The sequence below is a fragment of the Acinetobacter rudis genome (assembly GCF_031157835.1).
Taxonomy (GTDB): Bacteria; Pseudomonadota; Gammaproteobacteria; order Pseudomonadales; family Moraxellaceae; genus Acinetobacter; species Acinetobacter rudis_A.
This window is the reverse complement of sequence record NZ_JAVIDR010000015.1, coordinates 20317-37148: the sequence shown is the minus strand read 5'-3', so window position 1 is coordinate 37148 and position 16832 is coordinate 20317. Positions and strand designations below refer to the sequence as shown.

Sequence of the window (16832 nt, the reverse complement as noted above, 5' to 3'; positions counted from 1 at the left end):
CATGCCATATCAGCACACTGGCATTGATAAAGCACAAATTTTGACAGAGGCTCTGCCTTATATCCAACGTTTTTCAGGTAAAACCTTGGTTGTCAAATATGGTGGCAATGCAATGACTGATCCTGCTTTAGAAAGCTCATTTGCTCGTGATATTGTTTTATTAAAAACAGTAGGCTTAAACCCCATTGTGGTTCATGGTGGTGGTCCACAAGTAGATGCAATGTTGAAGCAGCTTGGGCGTGAATCTGACCGTATTGATGGTATGCGAGTAACTGATGCCGCAACGATGGAAGTTGTTGAGATGGTCTTAGGTGGTAGCGTAAACAAATCAATCGTGAATTTAATCAATCAACATGGTGGCCGAGCAATTGGTTTAACGGGTAAGGATGGTAATTTAATCCGTGCGCGTAAACTCTATATGGAAAAAAGCTTAGAAAATGGAACTGTTGAACAAATTGATTTAGGTCAAGTTGGTACTGTTCATGGTGTTAAAACAGATGTTTTAGAAATGTTCTGTGATAGTGACTTTATTCCTGTTATTGCACCCTTAGGTGTTGATGAAGAAGGCAATACTTATAATATCAATGCGGATTTAGTTGCCGGTAAAGTTGCAGAGGCACTTGGTGCAGAAAAATTGATTTTGTTAACCAATATTGCTGGTGTCTTGGATGAAAATAAAAATCTACTGACTGGGCTAAGTACCCAAGAAGTTGATCGTTTAATTGAATCTGGTGTTATTTATGGTGGAATGATTCCTAAAGTTGGCTGTGCCTTGGATGCTGTTAAAGGCGGTGTTGTGAGTGCTCATATTGTTGATGGACGTGTACCACATGCCACTTTATTGGAAATTTTTACTGACCATGGTGTAGGGACTTTGATTACTAATCGTGGTAAAACAGCTTAAGCATATAAGACCATACTCAGCCAGCTTTTTGGCTGAGTTTTATGGTGATTAAATGTCATTTTCTTGTCATGAGGATTGCATAGTGTAGAGTGAAATAAAGGAGTCCTTGACGATGCTCGAAAAACTCAATCACTATCGACAAAACTTTAGCTTTCCCCTTAATCGACCAAAAAAATCATCCTCGCAATACCGTTTTGAATGGATCAATGACCTTAAACAATTAAAAGAAGTACAAAAATTTAGAGCTGAACAATTTTCTGAACAGTTTGGGATTCAGTTTGAAAATGGTTTAGACCAAGATCTTTATGATTTAGATTGTGAACATGCAGTATTGAGAGATAAATGGAGTAATGAGATTGTTGCTTATACCCGTTTAAAACACTTTCAAGGCCACGAACTCGCTCAAAGTTATAGTGCGCAAGAATTTGATGTTTCGGCTTTTGAGCATTTATCAAATATTGTTGAAATTGGACGTACTTGCGTTCATCCACGTTATCGAAATGGGCGGGCTTTATCAACTTTATGGTTGAATCTAGCACCAACAGTATTGTGGAAGATGAAAGCCAAACATTTAATTGGTTGTGTGAGCATTCGCTTAGAAGACAACTTGGCACGTGCTTACTATACCCATCAATATATTCGTCAGTTACCTCGCCACCAACTTATTCAAGTGGCTGCAAAACCAAGTTTTGAGCCAAATTACCCACAGTTTAGCTTTCCACAAGATGAACGTATTCCGAAGCTATTTCAGGTCTATTTAAGTATGAATGCGCGACTTTCTGCGCAGGCTTACCATGATGTAGATTTTAACTGTCTTGATTATTTTGTTATGGTTGATATGAATGAAGCAATCAAACAAATCGTTTTTAAGAAAAAAATCATGCGTTAGTCATTTTATAGATAAACGCTTGCGAAGAATATGATTTGCAAGCGTTTGTTGGCTGATGCACAATGGCCTCAGGTCATTTATGTTGTTAGAAGAATTATGTGCCAATTACTTGGAATGAATTGTGCTACGCCCACAGATATTACATTCTCTTTTCGTGGTTTTTCACAGAGGGCAGGGATTACCTCGGATCATTCCGATGGTTTTGGTATCGCCTTTTTTGAAGACAAAGGCTGCCGTCTGTTTATTGATAATCAATCTGCTGTAGATTCACCTATTGCAGAGTTTGTACGTAATTATCCGATTAAATCACGTAATGTGATTGCACATATTCGTAAAGCGACACAAGGAAAAGTGACCTTAGAAAATTCGCATCCATTTAGCCGTGAGCTTTGGGGACGTAAGTGGATTTTTGCACATAATGGTGATTTACATGATTTTTCACCAGACTTGTCTGAGCGTTTTACTCCTATTGGTAACACAGATAGTGAGCTGGCTTTTTGTTATATTTTAGATCAACTGGTAAAACGTTTTGGTTATGTTGAACCTAAACTAGAGCAAGTCTTTGCTGCATTAGAAGAAATTTCTCCCAAAATTGCTGAACATGGCACTTTTAATTTCTGCTTTTCCAATGGACAAGCATTATTTAGCTATGCAACAACGAAATTACATTGGTTGGTACGCGAACCGCCATTCCAACATGCACGTTTGATTGATATTGATGTTGAGGTCGATTTTAGTCAGGAAACATGTGAACTTGATCGTGTTGCAGTGATTACAACTGACCCATTAACACGTAATGAGCAGTGGCACGCATTTAGCCCTGGTGAACTGATTTTGTTTAAAGATGGTCAGCCCATTCTAAAAGCACAAACTATTGTACAGCGTTTATTACGTGAACAGGCAGATCCAAGTTTAAAGAGAGTCACTCGGGCAGATCAGTACTAAGTTCAATGAAAAAAATCATTTGAAGACTAACTTCAGTGATTATCCTGTTCTTTTTCTGGTGAAACTTTGATTTTCGCTGATGAGAAAGGCAAAATAGCAGCAGTTTTTCACTGGATATACCGCATGCAGGACAATTCTATGTCACGATGGTTATCGCCGCTGATGGCATTTTGTTTATCATTTATTCTTATTGCAGGTCTTGCTCCTAGTTTAGGTCTAGCAGTGGATCGTCAGATTGATTTTTGGATGCTATGGCTCGCGACAATGCTATTATTGGCTTTACCCATTGCTTATCTTGAGATTGCCTTAGCTAAAAGAAGTAAAACCACCGCATTAAATGCTTTATCAAGTTTAACGCGTGATGCTGATGTTTCACCTAAATGGCGAATAGTCGGCTGGCTCGCTGTTGTATTTATACCATTTTTGGCAGGTGGTATTGTTTTTAATATCACTGCAATGAATCTAAAGCCGAGTGCACTGGCCATTGAACATCATTGGTTGGTTTTGATTTGTGTCATATTGGCATTTGGTTTGTCATTTATTTCGCGTCAAATTTTACTTGTATTAAGTGTAGTTGGTGTTTTGGCTTCACTGGTATTTGCTACAGTTTATCCTGCTGCACTTACACCTTGGCATATGACTGAATTAAGCTTCGGTGAGTGGGGGAATGCAACCATTCTTGCTTTAGTTGCAACGGGTCTAGGTTTAGGACTGTACTGGCAAAATAGCTTAAATAATATTCAAGCTCAAGATTCTGCTACAAAGACTGTGTTACCTATATGGTTAGGGCAGTTATTGGCAGTGATTGCTTTTGCTTATTTTGGCGTAAATGCACAGCTTCCAGCAATTAGTATTGTATTTAGTGTTATTGCTGTGGCTGCTTTGCTACTACAGTTTGCACGTGTGCAATTACAACATCGCCAAGTTTCAGTCTTTCTTCAATATGCGATTTGCTTTGCAGCACTTGCAATTTGGTTTGTCCCTAACTTGGCACAGTGGCTCAATCCATTACTCATGCTTTGGGGCTTGGTTATTTGTTTCATCTATACCATTTTTGTGGGATGGATGATGAAAATTAGCCATTTGCGTAAAGCCATGAATATGGGGAATGAGGCGGTATACAATATCTGGCGTATTGCAGTACGTATCGTTTTACCACTTTCAATTCTACTTGCCATTGTTGCATTTGTCGGACAATTGATCTAATGACACAAGCGGCACAGGTATGGGTGAGCTACGTTTCACCACAATTACAGTTTTATCAAGCAGTTGAATTTAGAGCAGGTATGACTGTGCGTCAGGCAATTGCGCTTAGTGGTTTATTACAACAAGTGACATTTGAACAGCCAATGCATGTTGGTATTTTTTCGATTCAGGTTGCCGATCTTGACCATACCTTAGAGGCTGGTGATCGAGTAGAGGTTTATAGACCTCTACAAGCTAACCCGAAAGAAATCCGTCGTAAACGTGCTTTGGCAAATCCAGTGGGGCGATATTGCAGAGGCAATCGTTTTAAACATTTGAAGTAATCGCTATAAGCACTTGAATTGAATAAAAACCCCTCAGCAGAGGGGTAGTAATTTTATTTAAAGTGACTATAGTGGAGGAGCATTAAGAATGGCTTCTTTTGATGGTGGTAAACCTGGCTGAGAATCTGGGATAGTTTCTAAGCCTTCAACTTTGTTTACGATACCAGACTCATCAAAATACACTTTCAGGTGTTGGCCATTCGCTGCAGGAATTTTGGCTTTTTTCGCATACGTTCCAGGAATGTAGTTGTAAATATAGTCCCAACGTAAAGGGTTTAATGGATCAGTTACGGTTGGACTGCCAAGTAAGAAACGTACCTGTTGGTGAGTCATCCCGACTTGAATTTGTGAAGCTTGCGCTTTGGTTAGTGGTGTTCCTTGAGGAATATCAACCTTGTAAACGCCAAAGACAGAACAACCACTGAGTACTGTGGCGGTAAATAAAGCCAGCATGATTTTTTGCATTTTGCTACACTATCCCAATTTATTTTTGATGCAATTGATACAATGATAGATCATACTGCATCTAAACTCTGTTGCATATTCCAACTTAAAATTTGTTTAGAGACACCGTTATATGGCTATTTCAAATCAAGACTTACGCAAAGCTGGACTGAAAGTCACCTTACCACGAATAAAAATTTTGGAATTACTTGAAAATTCAAAACAACATCACTTGAGTGCAGAAGATATTTATAAGACCTTACTTGAACAAGGTGAGGATGTTGGTTTAGCGACGGTATATCGTGTGTTAACTCAATTTGAAGCTGCAGGAATTATTCAACGTCATCATTTTGAAAACAATCACTCTGTTTTTGAAATCATGCAAGAAGATCATCATGATCATATTGTGTGCCAAAATTGTAATAAAGTAATTGAATTTACTAATGATATTATCGAAGAGGAGCAACATAAAGTTGCTGAACAGTTCGGTTTTTCTTTGACAGGTCATTCCCTAAACCTCTATGGTTTTTGTAGTGATAATGCTTGCCAAGAGGCAATGCGCAAAAAGTAATAAATACATAAAAGTACTTGTGTATGAAAAAGAGAGAGGAATTTATCCTCTCTTTTTTTTAGAAATTTTCAGGATAGTGCGCCACAGTACGTGCTTGTTCCGAGAGAATAGTTCCTTGTTGTACTAAAGATTTTAAACATTGATCAAGTGTGATCATCCCTAATGCACTATTGGTCTGTAAGCTTGAATACAGCTGAGCAATTTTATTCTCATGAATTAAATTACGGATTGCTGGCGTTGAAAGCATGATTTCATGAGCAGCCACACGCCCTCCAGTTGTTTTTTTTAGCAAAACTTGTGCAATGATTGCTTGTATTGATTCAGCGAAGAGCTTACGAATAGGTTCTTTTTCGGCGGTTGGAAATGCATCGATAATACGGTTCACTGTTTTACAGGCTGAAGCACTATGCAAACTTGCGAAGACCAAATGACCCGTTTCTGCTGCGGATAAGGCTAGGCGAATGGTTTTTGCATCACGTAACTCACCAATAAAAATAATATCAGGATCTTGGCGTAGAGCTGCATGTAGAGCTGTATTAAAGTTAAGACTATGTTTTGATATTTCTCTTTGTTGGATTAGGCATTTTTTTGCTTGAAAACGGTATTCAATCGGATCTTCAATACTCAGTATGTGTGCAGATCGGGTTAAGTTGATATGTTCTAACATAGCTGCAAGTGTGCTTGATTTTCCTGACCCTGTAGGGCCTGTGACTAAAACTAAACCATGTGGAAAAGTACAAATTTTTTCTAAGGTATTTTTAAAATCGAAATGAGTTAAGGGGATTATTGTGGAGGGAATACAGCGTATTGCTGCAGAAATGCCACGACTCTGAGAAAATAAATGGATTCTAAAGCGAGAAGCATCTGTAAGTTCTAAGGCAAAATCTAATTCTTGTTGTTGCTGGAGCTGTTCAATTTGCTGATGGGTCAAAACTGTTTTAAAGCTGTTGAAAAGTACCTCACTTTCTAAGGGTGCCAAATTGAGCGTTTGTAATTCACCATCGATTCTAAGTATCGGGGCAATTCCAGAGGAGAGGTGTAGGTCAGAAGCTTTTTGCTTGAGTGTAAGCTCAAGTAGATTGATCAGATCCATTATGATTATAGTGAGTGCCTTATTTTTGTTATTTTGTAGCATAATAAGAGCTAATTTCTGCTTGGCCAATTGTAGGCTGACGAAGTTTTATAAATTTGAGATAAGAGTAAATCCGTATGAATGAGCTGCATCTAGCACGACGTGAAGTATTAGCACAGATTCAAAGCGCTTGTGAGTCAGCAAATAGATCTGTAGATGACGTACAGCTTTTGGCGGTATCGAAGACCCATCCAAGTCAAGCCATTGAGCAGTTATATCAGGCTGGACAACGCAGCTTTGGTGAAAACTATTTACAGGAAGCTTTAGAGAAAATTGAAGCACTAGCAGACTTAAACATTGAGTGGCATTTTATTGGACATATACAACGTAATAAAACCAAGCCATTAGCTGAAAAGTTTGCTTGGGTGCATGGCGTGGACCGTCTGATTATTGCTCAGCGATTATCCCAACAGCGCCCAGCAGATTTAGCGCCACTCAATGTTTGTTTACAAGTGAATATAGATCAACAAGATACTAAGGATGGTTGTTCAGTAGAAGAAGTAGCCACTTTAGTTCGTGAAATTAGTGCCTTACCACAGTTACGTTTACGTGGTCTCATGGTTATTCCAGCACCAAATCATCATCAAGCTTTTCAAGATGCGGCAACATTATTCGAGCAAGTAAAAGGCGAACATGCACATCCTCAAGATTGGGATACTTTGAGTATGGGAATGTCAGGGGATTTACAAGCCGCGATTAGTGCAGGGGCAACCATTGTTCGGATTGGTACGGCACTATTTGGTCAGCGTCATTACGCCCAAGTTTAGTTTTTTAGATCATATAAATCATCTTTTCTTTATGTGGCTTTGTGTTTATAGTTTTTACATTATCATGCAGGATATAAAAGCTAAATGAAGAAAATAAATCAATTTGTTGGGGTTTTTAGTGCCATCTTTCTGGCTGCATGTAGTCAAAAACCAATTGAAACACAACAAAATAGCACTAGACTGAATCAGGAAACAACAGCGGTTTCTGTAGCGAAAGATCGTATAACAAATGCTAAGATTTCAAGTGAGGAACGCTTAGGTACGTCTTGGGGAGATGATATTCAATCACAGGTGACAGAAGTCGACTTACGCCGTTTAAGTAATAAGCCTGTGGCTGAAGTTTTATTACGATATGCCAATAAAGACTTCCAAGGTCGGGCTGTAAATAGTATTGCCTTGAATGCTGGGAAAATTAGTCTTTCTGTTGTTGATGATCGAGGTCATGGTTTGGCATTGTACCGTGCAGACCAACAGTACTTTTTAGCTGGTAAGAATGGGCAAAGTTATCAACTTCGTTATGAAAATCACACAGGGAAAACTTTTGAAGTCGTTGCAAGTGTCGATGGGCTCGATGTGATTAATGGCCGAGCTGCATCACGCCATAATGCGGGTTATATACTTGAGCCTTATAAGACATTAGACATTGAAGGTTTCCGTAAAAGTAATGATGCAGTCGCTTCATTTACTTTTAGTCAACCTAAAGATGCCTATGCAGCCAATAGTGTCAGTGGCTCAGTGCAGAATACCGGTATTATTGGTAGCGTCATTTATGAGCTCAAAGTTCCTGAGGTAAAACAACGTAGTAATAACCAATATGCTCCGGCACCGAATGCTTTTCCAGCAGATCGTTAAGCCACTATTTCAATCCGACTCGCACCTGCACCACAGGGATTAACCTGAATTTGTACAGGAATACGCTCATGCATGTCTGGTATATGTGAGATTAAGACGACTTTTCGTCCTTGACTTTGCAATTGGTCAAGGGCGTTCATGACCATATGTAGTGAACTTGCATCCAATGTTCCAAAACCCTCATCAATAAATAATGATTCAATTTTCATTGAACCTGAGGCCATATTGGCAATTGCCAAAGATAGGGCTAAAGCAGTTAAAAATGATTCACCACCAGAAAGCGATGATACCGAACGAGTTTCACCATCCATGTCGTGATCTATGATGGCGAGACTGAGTGAATTTTCTAAGCGTTTTAGCGTATAACGCTGTGACAACATCACCAGTTGTTGATTGGCGTACTCAATTAAAATATCTAGGTGATATTGCTGAGCTAAATCTCTGAATTTTTTACCATGCGCATCACCTAACAAAGCAGAAATTTTACTCCAACGATATTCTTGCTGTTGTATTTGCTCAATGTCCGCAGAAAATTGTTCTAATTTACTCAAGTTTTGTTGGTAAATTTGCTGCTTTAGCTTAAGTTGATCATATTGCTCACGTTGTTGTGCGAACTGCGCCGTGTGTTGAGAGATTGCTGTAATTAGAGCATCGTACTGGATCGATGGTTGATTAGATTGATGCTCTTGGCACTGAGCATATAGTGTGTTGAGTGCAGCAGTGGCGTCATTGAATGCACGATCAGCCTGGGCCAATTGTTGACGAATATCTTGTATTTGTGCAGGACTTACGGCTTGGAGTTGAGCCAATTCCACTTGGTTAAAGTCCTGATGTTGCTTAAGCCATTGATCAATGTATAACATAACTTGTTGTAGGCTGTTTTGATTGTGATTGGCTTGGGCCTTGAGCTGTGCCAGTTCAGTTTTTTGTGCTTCGTACTGGAGTCGGCAAGTTTCAAGATTTTTTTGTTCAAGCTGGTATTGTTCGAGTTGTTGTTGATCTTGATGTTGCTGTTGTTCTAACCACTCTTGTGGTTTGCAATCGGCAATCGTGGTCATTAACTCAATGAGCTGCTGAGCCTTCTCTGTATTGCTTTGGCCTCGATCAGCAACTTCTTGTAAGCTAAGTTGAAGCTCTTGATTCTGTTGTTCTAATTGATTGAGTTGCGCTGTAATTAACTGACTCTGTTGCTGTAGCTGCTCATGCTGCTGGCGTAGTTGCTGTTGTATTTGTAGCTGTTGGGCACGTTGCTTTAAGCGCTCTAAGAGCAGTTGCCCACTTTGCGAGACCTGTTGCTGCCAGTGTTGTTGCTCAGTTTCAGTTAAACAGGCAATGAGGTGTTGCACCTGCTGCTGTAGTTGCTCTGCGGTAGCAATTTGGTGCTGTTGTTGTTGTATTTGCTGTTGTAGTTGATTCTGATCTTTTATTGCCTGACTGTAGCACAGCTCAGCCTGAGCCAGTTGATCGAGTGATTGTTGATACTCAGCACGTTGCTGTTGTACAGCTTGTTCAAGTTGCGGAGTGGGTTGAGTTAAATCTAACTGTAATCCCAATGTCTGCGCAGTTGGTCTGAGTTCAAGACTCAAATGTTGATATTTAGCATTGAGCTGATCAAGCTGTGCTATGTACTGCTCCTGCGAGGTTTGTAAACGTACCACGTTTTGTTTGGCTTGTTGCCAAGCATGTAAACTGTGTTGCTCTTTCTGCTCAGCTTGTTGTTCTTGTTGCAGTTGTAGCTCAAATAAGGTTTTAGAGAGCGCTTGTTGATTCGAGTGATAGGGATGTTCAGTACTCCCACAGACGAGACAAGCTTGACCTTCGACCAGATCTTGGCGGAGTTTTTCTATATTTTCACTGTGCAGTAAGCGTTGTTGTTGCAATATATCCTGCAATTGGGTGCGCTCTGTTTTATGTTGTTGCAACAGTTGCTCAGCTTGGTCTGTAGCGTGTTGCTGCTGTTGTAATTGCTGTACTGTATGGTCAAGTTGGTTTTGAGTCTGTACTCTTTCTTGTGCTAGTTTGCTTAACTGTTGCAGCTGTTGGCTTATAAAATCCAATTGCCCCAATTGCTTAACTTGGCTCTCACGCTGCAGTCGGCTCTGACTCAGTTGCTGTTCGATGTGTTCGATATGCCCGAATTGATTAATGGTCTGTTCAAGTTGTAGCTGTAGTTGTTTTAAGGCTTGCTCAGCTTGATGTATCGGCCCCAAATGATGCTCAATCGCAGGGTATTGCTGAATAAACTGTTCGAGCTGTTGTATATGCGCCTGTATGCCCTGATCGAGAGAGCTAAACTGTTCGGTGTCACAAAGCTGAAGGTGTAGTTGTTCGAGTTGTTCAAGTTGCTGTTGGCCTTGTTGCTGACAGCGAATAGACTGTTCTTGTAGTGGTTTTTGCTGTTGTAGTAACTGCTGTTGTTTGCTTTGTAGCTTTCGATACTGTTCGGAAATTAGCCCACGTAGTTCAACGCATTGCTGTACTTGTTTGAGCTCATTTGCATATTGTTTACGAAAGGCTTGGCGTTGATTAAAGCCATCTGCAGCTCGTTGATACTGTGCTTGTATATTGGCATATTGTAGTTCTATATCACTAAAATGCTGGTGCAATTGGGTAATATTAGGGCTGAGTTGTTGTTGGATGTGCAGATACTGCTGCTGTTGATCGACCTGAGAACGAATTTCTGCAAAGATTTCAATCCTTTTTAAGCGATTGTGCTCAGGAGTCAGTGCTTGTTGTGCCAGTTGTTGTTGCGCTTGGTATTGCTTCTTCTCATCGAGTGCCAGTTGTAGTTTTTGTTGTTGCTCGTACCATTGCTGTTGTTGAGTGAGTTGTTGTTTATCTTGCTCTAACTGTTGTAGCTTAAGTTTTGTACTATTGAACTGAGCTTCCAGCTCAGTCACTTGTTCTGGTGTGAGGAGCTCAATATGTCCGATAAGCTGCTCAAGCTGTTTGCGCTCTGCTGCAATATCTTTGGTCTTACGAAAGGCCAATTCACCAATTTTAGTAAATATATTGGAGTTGGTTAGATATTCAAGTAATTCACCACGTTCATTATCTCGTGCTTTGAGAAAAGCGGTGACTTCTGACTGTGCCAATAAAACAGCACGTGTAAATTGCTCAAAACTTAATTGTGTAATTTTTTTGATATATTCATCAACAGCTTTGGCTTTATCTGCAAGTACAATACCATCGGTTAAGCATTTGAGGCTACGTTGAATACTTTGTAATTTTCCAGCTGGATTTTCACGTGCACGTTTGATTTCCCAGCGTACAGCATAATGTTTTTGATCTTGTGCGATGAAACATAACTCAGCATAACCATGTGCTGTACCGCGGCGTAGTACGGTTAAAGGTGAGTTGACTGGGAGTTCAGAACCATCAACATCGGTAATTTTACCATCACTGTCTTTGAGGCGAGGGACACGGTTAAAGAGTGCCAAGCACATTGCATCAAGAATACTCGATTTGCCTGCACCTGTTTTACCTACAATCGCAATCAGTCCAGCACTAGCCAAAGGTTCACTATCGAAATCGATATGTTGTTCACCAGCAAGAGATGCTAAGTTTTTAATTTTAATAGAAAGAATTTTCATGCATGCCTCCCTTGCTCAAGTTGCTGTTCGAGTATTGTTTCTGCCTCTTGGACTAGGCTCGCAAAATCTTTTTCCACTTCGGTATCTGTGTCATAACCTTGTTGTTGCCAAAGCTGCTGAAATAAGCTGTAGGGTGTTGGTGGGCTAAGATTAATGCTTGGATTTTGCTCTGGGTCATTTTCATTTTTTTGATAGACACGAACAATCCGTACAAGTCTATAGCGATCTTGAGGTAAAGCATCCTCAAATTGTTGCCGTAATTGAGGGGCTGGAGGAGTCAGAGTATGGTACTCGATATCGACATACGGCCGTTGTTCTAGTACATCAATCGCTCCTTGAGGGAGTGCTCGGAGTTGATCAAATACTTCATTTAATTCCCCTGTGATTTTATAGAGTTCAACACTGCGTGGAATCACTAGGCTATTCATTTGCACTGGTGACGCAGATGTAGCATTTGTTTCAATGCAAACTTCGATTACTTGGTGTTTATAATTGATTTCGCTGAAGGAAAGAGGAATGGGCGAACCACTATAACGGATATGTGGATGTTGTACTTTTTGTGGTTTATGTAAGTGCCCTAGAGCAACGTAGTCAATACTTTCATCAAATAATGCTATAGAAAGAGCCTCTTCATTGCCAATGATAATCGGGCGTTCAGAGTCACTGGTCTCACCACCTTGCATATGAGCATGAGACATCAAAATTAGAGCTTGATGATCTGTTTTTTTACTTTTGGCTATGTTTATCAGTTGTTGATGAATATAGGAAATGGCATCTTGACTATTGCGACTATGTTCTTGGTTACTGGTTATTTCAGCTGAACGCAAGAAAGGAAGTGCGAGACACCATGCAACAATTTCTTGTTGAGCATTATAAATGGGTAGAATTAAACGCTCTAAATCTAGCTGTTGATTGTCTTGGCGTTTTAACACACCTACAGCATGAGTTTGATATTTTTCAAGTAAAGGTTCAACTTGCTCAATGCGATAACCAGAATCATGATTACCAGCAATCATTAATGTTTGCAGATGTGGTGCTCGAAGCTGTGCATCTGCTAAAAATTGATAGAGCTGTTTTTGCGCCTGTGAGCTCGGATTAATAACATCGAAAATATCACCAGCAATGAGTAATGCATCGGGCTGTTTTTCTTCAATCTGATTAAGTAACCAAGACAGGAACTGGGTATGTTCATAGTGGCGGTTATGCTGGTAAAAATACTGTCCGAGATGCCAGTCTGAAGTATGAAAAAAACGTACAGTCATTACACAACCATAAAAATAGATGAACGCCAATAAGTTAGCATAAATTGATGTTAGATTGAGTTGGACTTTGCATGAATTACACGTTATGTCTAGAGCGTAGACAATAAAAAACCGACGATTCGAGTGATGGAAAATCGTCGGTTAAGATGTTTCTAATAAGAACCACTCGAATATGCTGCTGAATCAAATGGAAAGAAACATGAGATTTTTTTAATCGTTACCAAGTTGGTTACCAATCATATTGTGGATGCCGACACAAATAGTTCAGAGTAACCGCAGACCTTACAACCACATTAACGTTATAATGTTTAGATTGGTTGACAATAAATTCAAAAAAATTTGTTTTTTTGATTTTTGGCTTTTAGGCTTAGATAAATCACTTGGATTATCAGCATGTTTACACTTAGTCGCTATTATTTGTGGTTTCTTTTCTTTTGTTTTGTTTATACCATTGTGACAGGTTTAATCGCTGCTTGGATTCCAAACGAAATTGCTGCTGCTCTTGTTACTACACCTTATCTAGCTGCAATGATTACAGTCTTACATATTTTTTTAAAACGTGAACGGCGAGCACCAACTTCAAGTGAAAAAAAATACTTTACAGTTGTTTTCCTGATTTGTTTTTGGCTTTTTAATATATTGGGACTTTTAGCAAGTTTAGCCTATTTCTCAGCACAAGACCCTAATGTTTGGCAGAGCTTTCTAAGCTATTTGAACCATGGACAATTTTTACTGATGGCGTTGGGAATGGTAGTGCTGGTCAGTATTCCGATGGTGCTTATTACGCTGTGGTTCTACGGTAAACAAGCACAGCGTATGGCTCTGCGCTTGTTTGGTTCATCCAAAAAATAATTTATTTGATGCAAGAGCACTGGTTGAATTAAGCAATTTGGCTATTTTTCTGTAAGCGAGCAGTTGAATAGGCTGTTGCATCAACAATTGGTGATTGCTTTAACATTAATTGACGTAAAAGTTGTGCAGAAGCCGGTCCCATACATAAGCCATTTCGATAATGCCCAAAGTTGGCCCATAAGTTATCTTGCTCTGGCATTTGACCAATATACGGTACGCCGTCTGGTGAACCTGGTCTTAAACCTGCCCAACGTTTAACTATGGAGAACTGGCTGAGCGCTGGCACCATTGCGAGACAGTGTTTTAAAATATTGTCTTGAGTTGTTTGATCAATTTGAGTATTAAAACCACAGTGCTGTACACTCGAACCACAAAGCACATGGCCATCTGGACGAGGGATTAAATACATAACTTCATTCATACACATGGTTGGCAACCATTGTGCTGGAGTTTTAAATAATAAAATTTGCCCCTGCACGGGCTCAACAGGAATATTCAGATTTAATTGTGTTGACCAATGAGCAGACCATGCACCTGTTGCAATAAGAAAATGTTCAGCATGGAATTTTGTACCATCTTGACTACAAATGGACTGTACACGGTTGTCTTTGAGATTAAACTTTACAATCTGTTGTTCTGTATGAAATGTGACACGAGGATGTTGAGTTAAATAGGTGATCAGGGATTTAAGCAGGCGAGGGTTGCGAATATTAGAAAGTTCAGGAAAGTAAATTGCTCGCTGTAATTGTGGTGATATTTTATTGTTAATTTGATGTAGCTCAGTGCCCTCTACGAGTTCACAATGTTGCATCGGCTCTTGATAACGATCTTTATAGGCAAGTCCTACAGCGAAGTCATCTTGATCGAAAATTAACATACCCGTGTTATGAATTTCAAAATCAATGCCAGTACGTGAAGAAAGCTGAGCATTATAACGTTGATACTCTGCTTTACCATACTGCGCTAAAATATTGACTGCTTCAGGATAACGCCATGGATACATCGGGGATAGTATGCCACCACCAGCCCATGAAGCTGCTTGCCCAGCCTGTGATTGGTCAAAAATACTCACGGTACAACCGTGTTCGACGAGTTCTAAAGCAGACAACAGACCACTAACGCCTGCGCCGATAATGGCGATATGCATGGTGTACTCAGTAAGAGATCAATAAAAAAGGAAAAATGAACATGTCATCTGATTGATCACATGTTCTTGGGAAGAGCATTAAGCCATTGCTTTTAGCTGTCGTGCAGCATGTTCGGCATAGTAGGTCCAAATTCCATCAGCACCAGCACGACGGAAACACATTAAACTTTCCATAATGACTTGTTCTGATAACCAACCATTTTGAATGGCAGCGGCTAACATTGCATACTCACCACTTACTTGATAAACAAAGGTTGGTACAGCAAAGTTGTCTTTGACCTCACGTACGATATCAAGATAAGGCATCCCCGGTTTTACGATAACCATGTCTGCACCTTCTTGAATATCAAGTGCAATTTCATGTAATGCTTCTGCGCGGTTCGCAACATCCATTTGATAGGTATATTTGTTGCCACCTTTTAAATTACTTGCAGATCCAACAGCATCACGGAATGGTCCATAGAAACTCGAAGCGTATTTGGCAGAATAAGCCATAATACTCGTATCAATAAAGCCATTTGTTTCTAAGGCTTGACGAATAGCGGCAATACGGCCATCCATCATATCACTTGGCGCAATAACATCGGCACCAGCTTCAGCATGACTGAGGGCCTGTTTGACCAGACAGTCTACTGTTTCATCATTTAGTACATAACCTTGATCATTTATAATGCCATCTTGACCATGTGTTGTGTATGGATCAAGTGCACCATCAGTGATGAGTACCATTTCTGGCAATTCTTTTTTTAATAGACGTAGTGTGTTTTGTACAACGCCATCTGCACGCCAAGCGGCTTCAGCTGTTAAACTCTTGTCTTCTTGAGGAGTGACTGGAAAAAGTGCCAGTTTTGTTACGCCTAACTGTAACAAAGTTTCAGCTTTCTTTAGCAATAAGTCTGCGGAAAGACGTTGAACATTTGGCATGCTTGGAACATCTTGAGTTTGGTTTTGTCCTGGTAAAACAAAAACAGGATAAATCAAGTGATCTGCACTTAGATGAGTTTCGCTAATCATCGCTCTGAGGTGATCATTTTTACGGATTCTTCGCATACGCGTAGCCGGAAAAGCGGGACGATTGAACGTATAAGTCATAACAATCTCGATGTTCGCTATTAAACTAGCCGACATTGTAGCCCCCTAAATCCATTTGTGGTGAAAAAAACGTAGCTTTTTTCACCACGTAGATAATTTGAGTAATATATGAGCGAATCGCAAAAGAAGTGGACGGGTAATATTCACTTTGGTACAAAAGTTGATATACACGTCGTGCTTGAACAGCTGATCAAAGCTTTTAACCATTCACCTTATTTTTCTCATAACAGTATGCAAATGCGTATCGTTGACGGTGAAATCGAAGGTTATATTGAAATGCAGCCTTATTTAATTGGTAACGTTGCTTTTCAGATTTTACATGGTGGCGTTGCTGCGACATTACTGGATAGTATTGGGGGGATTGTCGCAATGTCAGAGTTATATAAACGAACTGGGGTAGACGAACTACCTGAGACTTTAAAGAAAGTCTCTCGTTTGGCAACAGTTGATATGCGAGTAGACTATTTATCCCCTGGACGTGGTCAGTATTTTATTGCCAAAGCAGAGACATTAAGACTGGGACGCAAAGGGTGCACAATGCGTATGACCATGGTGAATGATGAAGGAAAGGCTATCGCAACAGCAATTGCTTCATATGCTTATTAATATAGATATAATCATGATTGTAACTTAACAAAAGTTATGCCCCATAATCAGCTGTTTGTGGGGTTTTTTTAAATTTTTTTCTATAGCGGCAAAATAATTATAATTTTTATACAGATGATAAAAAAAGAAAACGACCTAAGTACAAATTGATGCGTTAAGCCAAATATGAGTAGGTACACTGTAGACGCAACATTATTTTGAATAATAAGAACTTTCGAACTTAAGCATCTGCCGAATAATCATATAA

General features: G+C 39.7%; 16 protein-coding genes. 10 read left to right on the top strand and 6 right to left on the bottom strand.

Going from position 1 to position 16832, the window contains the following annotated elements; translation table 11 throughout:
- Position 1 precedes the first annotated feature (1 nt).
- From argB to RFH42_RS12460, 5 genes are all read left to right on the top strand, one after another.
- A complete protein-coding gene (argB, locus tag RFH42_RS12480; RefSeq protein WP_308975995.1) occupies positions 2 to 904 on the top strand; it encodes an acetylglutamate kinase in 903 nt (300 codons plus the stop codon).
- 112 nt (positions 905 to 1016) lie between these two features.
- Complete coding sequence (locus tag RFH42_RS12475) at positions 1017 to 1793, top strand: GNAT family N-acetyltransferase (RefSeq protein ID WP_308975994.1); 777 nt, start codon at positions 1017 to 1019, stop codon at positions 1791 to 1793.
- Between the two features lie 96 nt (positions 1794 to 1889).
- Positions 1890 to 2738, top strand: coding sequence for a class II glutamine amidotransferase (locus RFH42_RS12470; protein WP_308976041.1), 849 nt, complete (start codon positions 1890 to 1892; stop codon positions 2736 to 2738).
- A 138-nt stretch (positions 2739 to 2876) separates the two neighbouring features.
- Entirely contained in the window at positions 2877 to 3944 is a 1068-nt protein-coding gene (locus tag RFH42_RS12465) for a hypothetical protein (RefSeq protein WP_308975992.1), read from the top strand.
- Positions 3944 to 4267, top strand: coding sequence for an RnfH family protein (locus RFH42_RS12460; protein WP_308975991.1), 324 nt, complete (start codon positions 3944 to 3946; stop codon positions 4265 to 4267). Before RFH42_RS12465 ends, RFH42_RS12460 begins: the two co-directional genes overlap by 1 nt.
- Positions 4268 to 4333: 66 nt before the next feature.
- On the opposite strand, the gene RFH42_RS12455 is transcribed toward RFH42_RS12460, so the two are convergent.
- Entirely contained in the window at positions 4334 to 4732 is a 399-nt protein-coding gene (locus tag RFH42_RS12455; RefSeq protein ID WP_308975990.1) for an outer membrane protein assembly factor BamE, read from the bottom strand.
- A 112-nt stretch (positions 4733 to 4844) separates the two neighbouring features.
- On the opposite strand from RFH42_RS12455, the gene fur reads away from it, so the two are divergent.
- On the top strand, positions 4845 to 5282 hold the full coding sequence (gene fur, locus RFH42_RS12450) for a ferric iron uptake transcriptional regulator (protein ID WP_308975988.1): 438 nt from the start codon (positions 4845 to 4847) through the stop codon (positions 5280 to 5282).
- Positions 5283 to 5340: 58 nt separating this feature from the next.
- Here fur and RFH42_RS12445 read toward each other — a convergent pair whose 3' ends face one another.
- On the bottom strand, positions 5341 to 6375 hold the full coding sequence (locus tag RFH42_RS12445; protein ID WP_308975986.1) for a type IV pilus twitching motility protein PilT: 1035 nt from the start codon (positions 6373 to 6375) through the stop codon (positions 5341 to 5343).
- A gap of 116 nt (positions 6376 to 6491) precedes the next feature.
- Here RFH42_RS12445 and RFH42_RS12440 point away from each other — a divergent pair, with 116 nt between their 5' ends.
- Both RFH42_RS12440 and RFH42_RS12435 read left to right on the top strand, forming a co-directional pair.
- Positions 6492 to 7181 carry a YggS family pyridoxal phosphate-dependent enzyme gene (locus RFH42_RS12440; protein ID WP_308975985.1) on the top strand — a complete coding sequence of 230 codons (690 nt, stop codon included), beginning with the start codon at positions 6492 to 6494 and terminating at the stop codon, positions 7179 to 7181.
- 84 nt (positions 7182 to 7265) lie between these two features.
- Positions 7266 to 8033 (top strand): hypothetical protein, encoded by a 768-nt coding sequence (locus RFH42_RS12435; RefSeq protein ID WP_308975984.1) that lies wholly within the window; start codon positions 7266 to 7268, stop codon positions 8031 to 8033.
- On the opposite strand, the gene RFH42_RS12430 is transcribed toward RFH42_RS12435, so the two are convergent.
- Together RFH42_RS12430 and RFH42_RS12425 are read right to left on the bottom strand one after the other, a co-directional pair.
- A complete protein-coding gene (locus RFH42_RS12430) occupies positions 8030 to 11626 on the bottom strand; it encodes an AAA family ATPase (RefSeq protein ID WP_308975983.1) in 3597 nt (1198 codons plus the stop codon). The two genes, RFH42_RS12435 and RFH42_RS12430, sit on opposite strands and share 4 nt — an antisense overlap.
- On the bottom strand, positions 11623 to 12888 hold the full coding sequence (locus RFH42_RS12425; RefSeq protein ID WP_308975982.1) for an exonuclease SbcCD subunit D: 1266 nt from the start codon (positions 12886 to 12888) through the stop codon (positions 11623 to 11625). Before RFH42_RS12425 ends, RFH42_RS12430 begins: the two co-directional genes overlap by 4 nt.
- A 393-nt stretch (positions 12889 to 13281) precedes the next feature.
- Here RFH42_RS12425 and RFH42_RS12420 point away from each other — a divergent pair, with 393 nt between their 5' ends.
- On the top strand, positions 13282 to 13740 hold the full coding sequence (locus tag RFH42_RS12420; protein ID WP_308975980.1) for an ABZJ_00895 family protein: 459 nt from the start codon (positions 13282 to 13284) through the stop codon (positions 13738 to 13740).
- Positions 13741 to 13768: 28 nt separating this feature from the next.
- Here RFH42_RS12420 and RFH42_RS12415 read toward each other — a convergent pair whose 3' ends face one another.
- Both RFH42_RS12415 and hemB read right to left on the bottom strand, forming a co-directional pair.
- Positions 13769 to 14887 (bottom strand): NAD(P)/FAD-dependent oxidoreductase, encoded by a 1119-nt coding sequence (locus RFH42_RS12415; protein ID WP_308975979.1) that lies wholly within the window; start codon positions 14885 to 14887, stop codon positions 13769 to 13771.
- Positions 14888 to 14965: 78 nt separating this feature from the next.
- Positions 14966 to 15979, bottom strand: coding sequence for a porphobilinogen synthase (gene hemB, locus RFH42_RS12410; RefSeq protein WP_308976040.1), 1014 nt, complete (start codon positions 15977 to 15979; stop codon positions 14966 to 14968).
- Positions 15980 to 16087: 108 nt separating this feature from the next.
- Between hemB and RFH42_RS12405 the strand changes: the two genes are divergently transcribed.
- A complete protein-coding gene (locus RFH42_RS12405; RefSeq protein ID WP_308975978.1) occupies positions 16088 to 16585 on the top strand; it encodes a thioesterase family protein in 498 nt (165 codons plus the stop codon).
- Positions 16586 to 16832 lie beyond the last annotated feature (247 nt).